The sequence below is a fragment of the Nitrosomonas sp. Nm84 genome, assembly GCF_003201565.1.
Taxonomy (GTDB): domain Bacteria; phylum Pseudomonadota; class Gammaproteobacteria; order Burkholderiales; family Nitrosomonadaceae; genus Nitrosomonas.
In genome coordinates this window covers 14723-28116 of record NZ_QJJP01000011.1, presented here as the reverse complement: position 1 = coordinate 28116, position 13394 = coordinate 14723, and the positions used below count along the sequence as shown (strand labels likewise).

Here is a 13394-nt window from a genome sequence, read left to right as displayed (position 1 = left end):
GGTAATAAAGTACCCTTATTCGGTTATGTTCCTACACTGACCATACTGTAATATTCCTTTTGCTATAAGGATATTCGCGTTGAAAAGTATCAAAAGCAAAATTATCATTTTCGCTATTCTAGCCACCTTAATCCCTTCATTAGGATTAGGAATACTCTCGTTTCAGCAAAATGAAGTGATGATCAGCGAAAATGTAACACGTGAGTTACGCGCCTTGGCAAATCATGCGAGTCGTGAACTAGATTTATGGACAAAAGATCAAATTTATATCGCTCGCGAACTTTCAACTTCAAAGGTTCTTATTGAAGGACTTTCGTTAACAGATCAATCTCAAAAGAACAAATTGTTAGCGCAGCAAAAGATATTAGAACACTATCTAAAATCTGTACACAAGAAGCTGGAAACGGTACTCGAATTAACTGTAATTGATACAGAAGGTGAAATAGTTGCCAGTAACATAGCATCGCCTACTCCAGTGCCACTTCCACAAAATTGGCCAGAAAGTGCATCAATCCAGGGAAATGTAGTCATCCCACCCCATTGGAACACACATTACACAACGGCAACACTCAGTATTTCAGTTCCCGTATTATCGATTGATGATTATATTTTAGGCGCATTAATCGTAACTTTTGATTTACGCAATATTCAATCGAGCTTAAAAGATTCAGCAAAATCGCCACCGGGTGAAGTTCTTTTATTAGATAAAGATGGCGACATTATGTTGGCAAGTAATATTTTAGTACCCGATGCTGACAACCCTGTATCACTTGATTCCAAAACATTACAGAGATTACAAGATAATCCGGGTGAATTTGAAATATTTCAAGGATTACATCTACAAAAAGTGATCGGCTTGGCTTACACGTCGGAAACCCCTCCCATCACAATCATAGCTAGCAGAAATTATGAATCCATATATGCCGCTTGGATACAACAACGTAATTTATTCATCGGATTAATCAGCGCTATTCTACTTATTGTTACCACAATTGCTTTTAGAATGGGACATGCCATTGTTATTCCTCTGCAAAGACTAATTTGCGCAACTGAAAAAATTGTGAAGGGAGATCTGAACGTTGAGTTGACCACTACACAGCGCAACGAAATGGGTCAACTCACACTTATGTTTAATCAGATGACTGATAAATTGCGCCAAAATCAAGCTGACATTGATGCTGCCAGCACTGCGATGAAGCTAAAAAATCAATTACTAGAAACGTTGTCGATAACAGATAGCCTTACAGGACTCTATAACCGCAACAAACTTAATTTAATTATTAATGACCAACTTGCCAGATACGCTCGTAACAAGCGCCCTTTTGCTGTACTTATGATCGATGTTGATTATTTTAAAACACTGAATGATAGTCTGGGGCATATCGCCGGTGATGAAATATTAACTACTGTGGCCAAAAAGATTTATCATTGTATCCGTAGTGTCGATTTTGCTGCGCGCTATGGCGGCGACGAATTTATCCTCATTCTGACCGAAACAACTGTTGATGAAGCCGTGAAAACCGCTGAACGCATCCGGTCTCATGTGGCCAGTATTTATTGCACTGCAATCCACGAAACAGTCAATGTGACGCTAAGCATCGGTATCATACAAAGTGAACCGGAAGATACATCATTAACTATTCTACTTTCTAGAGTCGATAGTGCACTTTATGAAGCCAAGCATGCCGGGCGCAATCAAGCCTACTGTATGCAACCTAAGCCCACTGCTGCCTAAGCTAAAACCTAGCAGGCCGTTGAAAAATGTTTTCCAGACAGAAGCCCCCGCCGATACAAAGCAAAAACAAACGAAAAAGCGCAGTTTATGCGTAATCAATGAACATTTTGAGTCTGTTTTTAACACTGCAGCGGTAACGCAGATAGTTTTTCAGTCCTTCTCGGGATTACGGCTTTCTTCTCTTTCTACCGCTGTATGCAACACCCAACCTTGCAATTTATCGCTTTGAACTCGCAACCAAGGTCCCTGATTGGCGTTAGCCACGAGTACGGTATCTTTCTTCAAGGTGCTCAAAACTTGGGCGTGTGCATTAGGTTCTTTGCGTAAACTGACATTCTTGTTAGTGCGTAACCTTACTGGTATATGGAATTCAAGCAAGAAATGATCAATATGCGATACTTTCTTTCGGCTCTGATCTAATATCAAACTAATAAAATTATTTGCTTGTGCGACATGATTCATCGCTGCAGCATACTGATCTTTTGAGTAAAATAATGTAGCCGTCTCTAACAATCGCTGCGCTTGGGTTTGTAATATTTGATCAAATGAGGAAATTTTCGCTTGTTTCAAATGCTCCAAACTCGCCTCTACCTCGGCAATAGCAGAAGCTGTGCCAGGTTTTGTAGCTAAACGATGTAACTTCACTTGAGCACGAGTCGCTTCTTTATTGGTTTCCCGAAGCACGTGTGCTTGGCTTTGTTGACGAATTTTCTGGTTTTTAATCAATTCATCTTTTTCCGCAATTATTTTTTCCAGTCGCGCAATTTCATTTCTTAATTCTTCACCATGTGATACTGGTGCTGAAATTGGCTCAACCACTGGGAGAACCTGTGGTTCTTTGGGAAAAACACATCCGAATAAAGTTACCACGAACAAGATAGCGAGTAATGCGTACCCTCCCCGGCTAGAAATCCCCGATAAAGAAAACGACATCGTTCTTGCCAATAATTTCATCATCTTATTCTCTACAATTCCTAAGCTATTCGCATCATGGCTACTCTTCTTACTTTTTCATTGTTTTGTTATCCATGGATACAAGAATTACAGTACCCAATGAATTAGATATTATGCAACACAATGATTTTTATATTGATGCGTAATCCTATAAATAAAAGACATCAGCGATTCAATATAATCTCTAACACAAACTTGCTACCAATATATGCCAGCAACAATGTCACAAATCCGGCTAATGTCCAACGAATAGCTATCCTACCCCGCCATCCATACAGTTGTCTGCCTGTAAGTAGCGCTGCAAAAACGCCCCATGAGATAAAACCAAAGAGGGTTTTATGTGAGAATGTCAGTGATTGACCAAATACTTCCTTTGAGAAAATTACGCCACTTAACAGCGTCAGAGTCAGCAAAACAAATCCAGCCCAGATAATACGAAATAACAATTTTTCCATCACTAGCAGCGGCGGCAAGTTTGTTAATAATGAATGTGCTGCCGGGTGATGTAAATGGCGCTCCACCGCGGTCATTAACAAAGCATGCAGTGCCGCTATGGCTAACAGACTGTAAGCCATCATAGCAACCAGCAAATGTGCTTTAAACGCAGGCAACTCAGTATTCTCAAGGGGTTTCACAGACGGGAAAACCAATGGCAGTAAAATTGCAATTGCGGCGGCGGCTGCAATGGGCGCAACCAAAGTTTGTAATCCTTGCAAACGACTAAAGAATCCCGAGAACCAGTAGATAAACGCTGTCAGCCAGACAATGGACGAAATTGCGTTACCTAAACCAAAACTCAATCCAGCCCCAATAAACATTGATTGATATAACGTTACTGCATGCAACGCCAAAGGAGCAAGCATGGCATAGTGCATCCAGTTAACCGTAACAAACTCACGCTCACCGATCTTTGATGGTAACGAATGCCACATATTTCGCCAAAAATACCAACCGATCAGTATATAAAGCAAAAAAGCCACAAGATAAGTTAAAATGCTGGTCATCGATATCACGATTTTTTCAAGAAGCAGAAATAACTGATTAGTCTACATGGCACTTCAACAAATTCAAAGTGCCAAACCTGGATAATTATTTAAAATTGCACAATCGCGCTATTCTACATCCATCTAATTTTTGAGGTTTTAAGTATGTTTGAGAATTTAACCGGCCGGCTCGCCGGTGTAATAAAAACATTACGAGGTGAAGCAAGGCTTACTGAAGATAATATCCAGCAAGCATTGCGCGAAATTCGCTTGGCATTGTTGGAAGCTGATGTCGCCTTACCGGTCGTTAAAGATTTCATTGCACGTGTCAAGGAAAAAGCGATTGGCCACGAAGTGATGACTAGCCTCACGCCTGGTCAGGCGTTGGTAGGCGTAGTTCATCAAGAACTCATCGCCATTATGGGTGGAGAAAAAACTGATCTGAATCTCACCACTGTACCTCCTGCCGTTATTCTCATGGCGGGATTACAAGGTGCCGGCAAAACCACCAGCAGCGGCAAGCTGGCAAAATGGCTAATGGAACAGAGGAAAAAGAAAGTATTATTAGTCTCATGCGATATTTATCGTCCAGCTGCTATTCACCAACTAGAGCTTCTGGCGAATCAAACAGGTGCCGACTTTTTCCCCGTTAAAGACGGACAGAAACCTGGGGAAATCGGTGCAGCCGCATTAGATTATGCACGCAGACATCACCACGATGTGATGATCGTTGATACGGCCGGCCGATTAGGTATTGATGAGGCTATGATGCAAGAAATCAGCGAGCTCGAAGCGCTGTTAAAACCGATTGAAACGCTGTTTGTGGTTGATGCAATGCAAGGACAGGATGCTGTTAATACCGCCAAAGCATTTGCCGATGCATTGCCCTTGACCGGCGTCATCCTCACCAAACTCGATGGAGACGCACGTGGTGGTGCGGCATTGTCAGTCAAACACATTACCGGCAAACCAATCAAATTTACCGGTGTTGCAGAAAAATTAACAGGCTTGGAAGCATTCCACCCCGACCGGATGGCATCACGTATCTTAGGTATGGGTGATGTGCTCGGGTTGATTGAAGAAGCACATCGCAGCGCTGATCAGCAGGAAGCTGAAAAGCTGATGAAAAAAATGAAATCAGGCAAGGCGTTTGACCTGGATGATTTCAAGGCGCAATTTCAACAAATGCGCAATATGGGAGGCATGAGCGCTTTAATGGATAAACTTCCTGCGCAATTCAGTCAAGCAGCACAAAATGTAAAAGTGGACGACAAAATAATTAGCCGGACAGAAGGTATTATTAATTCGATGACGAAGCAAGAACGCGCCAAACCCGAGATCCTCAAAGCTTCGCGTAAACGCCGCATTGCCGCAGGCGCTGGAGTGTCCGTACAAGAGGTCAACCGCCTGCTGGCGCAATTCGAGCAGGCCAAGAAAATGATGAAGATGATGAATAAAGGAGGGATATCAAAAATGATGCGTGGATTGAAGGGAATGTTGCCTCGTCTCCATTAGTACACCGTTGAAAAGCTATCAATTAGCGGTTGCGGGTGCTCTCTCCAATCCAATGACTTGTGCACCTGCTGTTATTTTTCTTGCCGAAAACCGCTCCATATTCATTGCAAGAATAAGTATCAATGTTTACCCGTGCTACCAAAACCATCTTCACCTCGATGGCTCTGATCAAAATTATCCACTCGATTGAATTCGACCTGAATCACGGGAACGACAACAAGCTGTGCAATGCGCTCCAGTGGATTAAGGCAGAAAGATGTCTGTCCACGATTCCAGCAGGAAACCAAAATCTGCCCCTGATAATCCGAGTCAATCAAGCCCACCAAATTCCCCAATACAATCCCGTGCTTGTGACCCAATCCGGAACGTGGCAGCACTAATGCGGCCAACCCCGTATCAGCAAGATGCACTGCAATACCTGTGGGAATAAGGCAGGTTTCTCCCGGATTGATTGTGATGGGCTGCTCAATACAAGCGCGCAAGTCCAGACCGGCTGAGCCTGGTGTTGCGTAGGCAGGAAGCTGCTCATTTAAACGCGCATCAAGAATTTTGATATCAATTTTTTTCATACGTTTAGGATCATTATCGTTCTTTTTTTGCGATGAAATATTCATCATCCACAAACTCTACGCCGCAAGCAATGGGAAATATAATTTGAAGAGATTAACCGCTGCGATATTAATTCATAAAAAAACCAATCAGACGAATTCAAATTTGGAATCATCCGATTGGTTACAGAATCATTAGCTTAAAGCGTTTTACAACTTAATCACTCTTTTTTCGAAAAAGAATTTTCTTAAACAAGGGGATGCTTAACAACCCAATAAGCACACCGATCAACATCATGCCATAATTTTGCAAGTTATTATTTGTAAACGCAGTTATCTGCTTTACCACCGCATTTTGCTCAGCTTTATCGGAGACTTTTGGTAAGTTTTCCGCTTCATAGGTATCATTGACATTGTATGGCGTTACACCGGGAATACTCGGTATATTCTCCCCGCCTTTTCCAACCACCAATTGCGCCTTCATACCTTTTTCCATATGGTGGGAAATGTCGCAGTGCACCAGGAAGGTATCGTCGGATCCCGGGACAATAATCGTGCCGGATACGGTTTTTGGACCGGTGACTTCGAGGTGAAACATGCCATATTTATAAAGATATTTGGGCAAGCCATGCATCATGAATTGGTGACGGATATTATCTTCGTTGACAAAATGAAAGGTTACTTTCGAGCATGGCTTGACATGCCATTGTTGTTGATCAAATGCGAAAGCCGTTCCGGGGAATTTTGCGGCATATTTTCTGCCGGCACGCACGGTTATCTCAACTTCTTGTGAGATACTTTTACAGCTACTGGGAAGTTTATCCAGGTTTTGCCCCATAATCATGGTGCCCTCATGATCCATGAGATGATCGTGATCCATATGATGATGATGTTGGAGATCACCATGCTCCGTAGCATGAGTATCATGAGCACTGTGATCGATGGCATGGTCATGCCCATGATCCGTAACGGCGCCGTGTTCGTTTTCATGATTCGTCGCAGCACCACTGTCTTTGCTCATACTATGACCGCTATGATCATGCTGGCCTTGACTCATATCATGACCACTATGATCATGCTGATCTTGACTCATGTCATGACCACTGTGATCATGCTGATCATGTTCGCTTGGTTTGGTTTGTTGCTGTGCAATAGCACTTGCACTGAAAGTAAGAATACCGACAAGTAAGAAAGTAATTGTTGTAGTCTTAGCCATTATTGGTTACTCCCTTTTGGGCTTTTTAGACGTGAAACTGCTGCAACAGCGCTTTGTTTGATTTGCTCCCGTTTAGCAAAAACCAGATAGACGAAAAGTCCAATCAGCAATCCATATAGCGCATTAAGCAACGAGGTTTGCGTCGCAGCATTAACACCCAACTGTCCGGCAGGCGAACCGAGACTCGCCGTTTCATCAAGATCCTGCCATATCGGATACCTTCTCTCGTAATATTCTTTAGTAAAGAAATTACTTAAATCGATACCAAAGTGACTCACCTTGGGCAAACCGCTGTCGTCCAGATAAGATGTATAAACAATGGAACTCATGCTGCCGCCTTCGGCCATACCATTCGTGGTAATTCCCTTTTCTCGGTGATCATGAATCAGCCAGTCGCCTTCGCCATAACTGTGTTTACCATCATTGACAGTTTCCAGTTTCAGATCCAGACGTTGCGCCGGCGCCATGTCGAACACATCGCGCATAATCTGCGCAACCGGATTATGTTCCACACCGTCATAATGCGTAATGGTGGCGTGGTGACCGTGAGTATGAATAGCGATAAGTTCGCCACCACTGTTTAACAAGCGCAGTTTTATCTTTTGGTCAGGCTCAACGACAATTAAAGATTCCCTTAAAGTATATGGGAATGACAAACCATTCAGCGTGTAGTAATCCTCAGTTGAGTCGGTAGCGTCATAACGTTGATTCATGTCGCGTGCAATAAGCCGTGGATCGTTATATTTCTGAACGATCTCAGTTAATTCTTTGTCCATCGCGTGATAGTGCAGATCATATTCCTGATCGAATTGTTCTTTGACAGCGACGGATGGATGACGAACATGTCCCGCGCCTATATTTAAGGTTTGCAGCCAGTTATTCGGTTTATTTTCTTCAACCACAATCATTCCGCCAAGCCCCATCGCTAAATGGGTATGCGTCTGAACATGGCAGTGATAAAACATGGTACCCGGTTGGCGCGCCTGGAATTCATAGATACGCCGTTCTCCAGGCATTAGCTCCCTTTCACTGGTTTGCGGCACACCATCATTTCCGCCATGATCCTTATGAGAGAAAGGATGATCGACACCATGCAGATGAATACTATGGGGAAAATAATGAGTATTTTCCAACACGATTTGTACAATATCGCCAACCTCGACGCGAATAACAGGTGAAGGAAGTCTAAGTAACGGATTAGCCCTCACACTCTCAAAATTCTCTGTCGACATACCACTCGTTTTGGGAGCAAATACCCATGCACCCGGTTGTACGCCAGGTGCAATATCAAATGTGGGCAGCAGTCCTGGAAAATCGGGAGATTTGCCATTCAGTTCCATGATCTCCAACTTGATGATAATTCGGTCAGGATCGCCATCACCATCCAGATCATCGGTTTTAATGATGGCATCCGGTGAAAGACCTGTTTTCATCAAAGTTTCCATCGATATGCGATTGGTTCCTTTAACCGCTGCAGCAATCCAAGCGGGATTATCCGGACTACACCCAGGCGACGCTTCAATTTTGATACCTTCAATTTCCTGAGCTTCCCGCCATGCGGATGAAATTTTCGGATCACACATCGGCTCTGTAGTTAACGCAGCCGGATCGACCTTCACTGTTTCAGGCAGCTTCAACGATGCCTGAGCACCGGCTCCGAACAACATCAAGTAGAAAGTCAATATGGCAATAAATAAATGGATAGGCATATCAACGCACCTTTAAAAATTATTTAATAATTAAAACAAATGTGATTAATCAGGCCACACAATGTGTATACAGTCGATACCCGTTTTAATAACCAGTATCTATCTGATACCAGGCCTGGAGGTACACATACTTAACTGTTTATCTGTAGGTAGGTAAAATTATGAGGAATATCTTATCTTCATATATGCAATACTTCTACATTATCCGTCAAGCTATCATCTCAGTTATTATACAGAACCCTATTACGGTTTTGTGGTTTTTGCATAATCGATTGGATTTTTAATCTCTAACGTATGAAGCAATTATCCCGAATGACAATTCATCATTTTTTTACACTATTGCGTGATCTCAAATATCCGCGAACCGTTAAATCAGTTAAGAAAGCATGCGCTGTTTTTTTCTGTTGCGGATTAGTTGGCTTATTATTGATTGCATGTGGCGGTAATAAGTCAGCCCAACAAACGCCTCGTATGGATGCAGCGATTGCAGCGACATTCATGATTGCAAAACCAGTTAGCATGCCCACTAGTTTGGAAACAATCGCGCAAACCGAGGGTGCCAAAGAAATTGAAATCCGTCCGCGAGTGGGCGGCATACTACTCAAGCGCCTTTATACGGAAGGCGCCGCAGTTCAGGCAGGGCAATCTTTATTTTTAATTGATCCGGAGCCCTTTCAGAATGCCTTGACAGAAGCAAAAGCCCTACTGAGCGAGCAAAATGCACGTGTCACGCGTGCCAAAATTGATGAAGATCGCCAGCGACAATTACTGGCTGAGAATTTTGTCAGTCAGCGCGCCTATGATTTGGCAAAAGCTGATCTGGCCATCGAAGAAGCTGCTTTACAAGCGGCGAAAACCCGTGCACGGCAAGCAGAGCTCAATCTTTCCTACACCACTGTCAAAGCACCTGTCGATGGAATGACAGGCCGCGCACTTTTCTCCGAAGGTACGTTGGTAGCCGCCAATAGTAGTTTGATGACGACATTGACTCAATTGTCACCGATATGGGTGCAGTTTAGTTTTTCGGATAACGAAGTGGCACAATTAGGCAGTCATTTAAACGAAAAAAACATACATAGCGTAACAATGATCTTACCCGATGGATCTGAATACCCACGAGCAGGCAAAATCAATTTTTCCGCCAGTAAAATTGATCCGCTGCTCGGCACACAATTACTACGCGCAGCCTTTGAAAATAGCGATCAGCGTATATTACCCGGTCAATTTGTGCGCGTGCGGGTAACTGCCGGAGAAACCAGGAATGTTTACGTGGTGCCCCAGGTTGCGGTATTGACTTCGGATTTGGGTCGATACGTCTATGTGATCAATGAAGACAATACCGTGATACAACGCCCTGTCAGCGTGGGTGATTGGATCGGCAAGGATTGGATTATTCTGGATGGATTGAATGCAGGCGATAGAGTGGTGATAGACAATATGATTAAATTAGCGCCTGGTAAAGTGGTTGATCCTCAACCGCGAGATATTTTGCCTTCATCACATTCGAATGCTGCGTTTTTAAATCAATAGCAACTGCACAAACTCTGCTCACATGGCCAAATTTTTTATTACGCGACCGATTTTTGCATCGGTTCTGTCGATCATCATTGTCCTTGCCGGATTGGCTGCTGCTACGCAATTACCGATCGAGCAATATCCACGGATAACGCCGCCAACGGTTATCGTGACGGCAACATTTCCGGGTGCCAGTGCTGAAACGATGATAAAAACCGTGGCCGCACCGATTGAGGAGAAGCTCAGCGCTATTGAAGGACTGTTGTACTTTAGTTCCAGTGCTGATTCGAGCGGTCGGCTTACGATTACCATCACCTTCGAAATCGGAATCGACATTGATCGCGCCACGTTCAATGTGAGCAACGAAGTTAATACCGCATTGGCGCGCTTGCCCGATGAAGTAAGACGCACGGGCATCACTATTCAGAAACGCTCCAATGATCTGCTGATAGTGTTTGCGGTTACTTCCAAAGACCCCAAACACACGACACTGTTTCTCAGTAACTTTATTACCAGCAATATTCTGGATGATCTGAGGCGTGCACCAGGCGTCGGTGAAGCGAGAATTTTTGGTGCGCAGGATTATTCCATGCGCATTTGGCTACGGCCCGACCGCATGGCACAACTGGGTATCACAACCAGCGATATCGCAACCGCCATTCGAGCACAAAATGCGCAGCAAGCCGTCGGGAAAATAGGTCAGGAGCCAGCATTGGTTGATCAGCAACTGGTTTATTCCGTAACCGCGAAAGGTCGGTTATTAGAACCGGAGCAATTTGAGAATATTATCCTGCGCTCGGGTGGACCGCGCGGCGTGCTGTATCTGAAAGATGTGGCGAGAATTGAACTCGGTGCGCAAGATTATGCGACGCGTACACTGCTCAACGGCGAACCGGGTTTGGGTGTTGGTATTTTCTTGCGTAGCGGCGCCAATGCCCTGGAAACGGCGTCAGCGGTTAAAGCCACGATGAATGAGTTGACGCATTATTTCCCCGAAGGCATGCAGTACGTTATTTCCTACGACACCAGTCTGTTTGTTAAGGAATCCATCTGGGAAGTGATCAAGACTCTGGGAGAGGCCATGCTGCTGGTCGTTCTGGTGGTCTATGTGTTTCTGCAAAGCTGGCGTGCGACACTGATTCCCATCATCGCCATACCGATTTCCTTGGTCGGCACCTTTGCCGGGCTATGGCTACTGGGTTATTCGATTAATACGCTGACGCTGTTCGCAATGGTACTTTCGATCGGTATTGTGGTGGATGACGCGATTGTCGTATTGGAGAATATCGAACGATTAATATCGGAAGAAAAGCTAGCACCGATTGACGCGGCCATCAAAGCGATGCAACAAGTATCCAGCGCCGTAGTCGCGATGACAATGGTACTGGTGGCGGTTTTTATACCCGTGGCTTTTCTCGGTGGCATTGCCGGAGAACTGTATCAACAGTTTGCAGTGACCGTAGCGGTCGCTGCCGTTATTTCCGGCATTGTGGCTTTGACGCTGACACCCACACTATGCGCGGTTTTACTTCGCTCCACGCATCGTCAGTCCGTTTTTTTTACTTGGTTTAACAATCGGTTTGAGCATATGCGCGGATTTTATGTCGGCATGGTCGGCCTGAGTCTTCGCCACAGCACCAGAAGCGCGCTGATATTCCTAATGGTGATTGCCGGTCTGATTTATCTGGTGAGAAATATTCCGGACAGTCTGGTGCCGCCGGAAGATCAAGGCTACGTGATCGCGGCAGTAATACTACCCGATGGTGCAACGCTTGCAAGAACAATCAGAACGGCAAGTGCCATCACTACCGAAATGGCCAATGAGCCTGCCATGGCTTTTCAGTTCGCAGTCAATGGATTGGACTTTATCGGCGGCGGCAACAAGACCAATGTTTCGACCATGTTTGTACGACTGAAAGATTGGTCGGAGCGTACCACTACCGCAACCGATATTGTGAATAAGCTGTTTCTAGTTGGCGCACAACAACCCGATGGTCTAGCGATTGCCTTTAATCCACCGGCGATACGCGGCTTGGGCAATACCGGTGGTTTTGAACTCTATGTACAGAGCCGCACAAATTCTGATACCGCGCAATTGGCCAGTGTAGTCAATGAGTTTATGCAAACCTTGCGGCAGGAACCCAGGCTGGCTACCGTAAATACTTTTTTGCGATCGTCGGTGCCGCAGTATTTTATTGAAGTCGATGAAGCCAAGGCCATCGCACAGGGTGTCCCCATTTCAGACATCTACGCCACGCTGCAAAGCACCATGGGTTCATTGTATGTGAATGATTTTAACCGCGCTGGACGGACTTATCGCGTACAACTGCAAGCTGAAGCGGCTTATCGCATGAAAGCGGAGGATCTGGGCAAAGTGTATGTTCGTTCCGAATCCGGCTCGATGATTCCTTTGTCAGCCTTGAGCAAAGTAAATTCTATCGTAGGTGCCGAACAACTGGAACGGTTCAACGGATTGTTGTCGGCAAAAGTCATGGGCAGCGGTGCCAGCGGCGTCAGTTCCGGAGATGCGATTGCCTTGGTTGAAAACATTGCAGCCAGAACGTTGCCGGAAGGCTATCAGATTGCTTGGACCGGCGCTGCGTTTCAGGAAAAAAAGATAGGGTCGGCAGCAATTTTTGCTTTTAGCTTGGCCGTCGTGATGGTTTTCTTGATATTAGCCGCGCAATTTGAAACCTGGGCGTTGCCATTGGCGGTCATTATGGCCATTCCTTTTGCGATGATGGGCGCATTGGTTGCGATTTTGCTGCGCGACATGCCGAATGACATCTATTTTCAGATCGGCATGGTGACATTGATCGGATTGACGGCAAAAAATGCGATTCTGTTGGTCGAATTCGCCAACCAGAGAATGAAACAAGGTGTCGATATTACACAGGCAGCCATCCAGTCGGCCCAACTGCGCTTTCGGCCCATTGTGATGACTTCGATGGCTTTTATATTGGGGGTCGTTCCTTTGGTCATTGCGACTGGCGCGGGTTCCGCAGCACGGCAGTCGATGGGAACCGGTGTTTTTGGCGGAATGATTATGGCAACCACGATTGCAACGATATTTGTGCCATTATTTTTCTCCTGGTTTGTACGAACACAGAATTCCAAGTCATCGGGAAGCAAGCGAAATGCACCACAGCCACCGGTGGCACTATCCTATAAACCTGTCAGGAAACCCCGGGGTAAGTGAGTCAGGCGCGTTGAATCAGC

Annotated in this window: 9 protein-coding genes; 4 read left to right on the top strand and 5 right to left on the bottom strand. The window is 45.0% G+C overall.

The annotated features are described in order from the left end of the window. Window positions 1-79 precede the first annotated feature (79 nt). Window positions 80-1735 carry a diguanylate cyclase gene (locus C8R34_RS07285; RefSeq protein WP_258364410.1) on the top strand — a complete coding sequence of 552 codons (1656 nt, stop codon included), beginning with the start codon at window positions 80-82 and terminating at the stop codon, window positions 1733-1735. A gap of 150 nt (window positions 1736-1885) precedes the next feature. Here C8R34_RS07285 and C8R34_RS07280 read toward each other — a convergent pair whose 3' ends face one another. Both C8R34_RS07280 and C8R34_RS07275 read right to left on the bottom strand, forming a co-directional pair. Continuing rightward, window positions 1886-2692 (bottom strand): SH3 domain-containing protein, encoded by an 807-nt coding sequence (locus C8R34_RS07280; protein WP_110339309.1) that lies wholly within the window; start codon window positions 2690-2692, stop codon window positions 1886-1888. Window positions 2693-2853: 161 nt separating this feature from the next. Beyond that, complete coding sequence (locus C8R34_RS07275; protein ID WP_110339307.1) at window positions 2854-3693, bottom strand: inner membrane protein YpjD; 840 nt, start codon at window positions 3691-3693, stop codon at window positions 2854-2856. Window positions 3694-3837: 144 nt separating this feature from the next. Here C8R34_RS07275 and ffh point away from each other — a divergent pair, with 144 nt between their 5' ends. Beyond that, window positions 3838-5187 carry a signal recognition particle protein gene (gene ffh / locus C8R34_RS07270; RefSeq protein ID WP_110339305.1) on the top strand — a complete coding sequence of 450 codons (1350 nt, stop codon included), beginning with the start codon at window positions 3838-3840 and terminating at the stop codon, window positions 5185-5187. Window positions 5188-5306: 119 nt separating this feature from the next. On the opposite strand, the gene dut is transcribed toward ffh, so the two are convergent. From dut to C8R34_RS07255, 3 genes are all read right to left on the bottom strand, one after another. Then, on the bottom strand, window positions 5307-5756 hold the full coding sequence (gene dut / locus C8R34_RS07265; RefSeq protein WP_110339430.1) for a dUTP diphosphatase: 450 nt from the start codon (window positions 5754-5756) through the stop codon (window positions 5307-5309). Between the two features lie 196 nt (window positions 5757-5952). Next, window positions 5953-6951 carry a copper oxidase gene (locus tag C8R34_RS07260; protein WP_110339303.1) on the bottom strand — a complete coding sequence of 333 codons (999 nt, stop codon included), beginning with the start codon at window positions 6949-6951 and terminating at the stop codon, window positions 5953-5955. Next, the gene (locus C8R34_RS07255) at window positions 6951-8660 is read right to left on the bottom strand and encodes a multicopper oxidase domain-containing protein (RefSeq protein WP_110339301.1); all 1710 of its coding nucleotides are present in this window, start codon (window positions 8658-8660) and stop codon (window positions 6951-6953) included. The genes C8R34_RS07260 and C8R34_RS07255 overlap by 1 nt, the downstream gene beginning before the upstream one ends. Window positions 8661-8972: 312 nt before the next feature. Between C8R34_RS07255 and C8R34_RS07250 the strand changes: the two genes are divergently transcribed. Both C8R34_RS07250 and C8R34_RS07245 read left to right on the top strand, forming a co-directional pair. Further along, window positions 8973-10190, top strand: coding sequence for an efflux RND transporter periplasmic adaptor subunit (locus C8R34_RS07250; protein ID WP_110339299.1), 1218 nt, complete (start codon window positions 8973-8975; stop codon window positions 10188-10190). 22 nt (window positions 10191-10212) lie between these two features. Further along, the gene (locus tag C8R34_RS07245; protein WP_110339297.1) at window positions 10213-13374 is read left to right on the top strand and encodes an efflux RND transporter permease subunit; all 3162 of its coding nucleotides are present in this window, start codon (window positions 10213-10215) and stop codon (window positions 13372-13374) included. Window positions 13375-13394 lie beyond the last annotated feature (20 nt).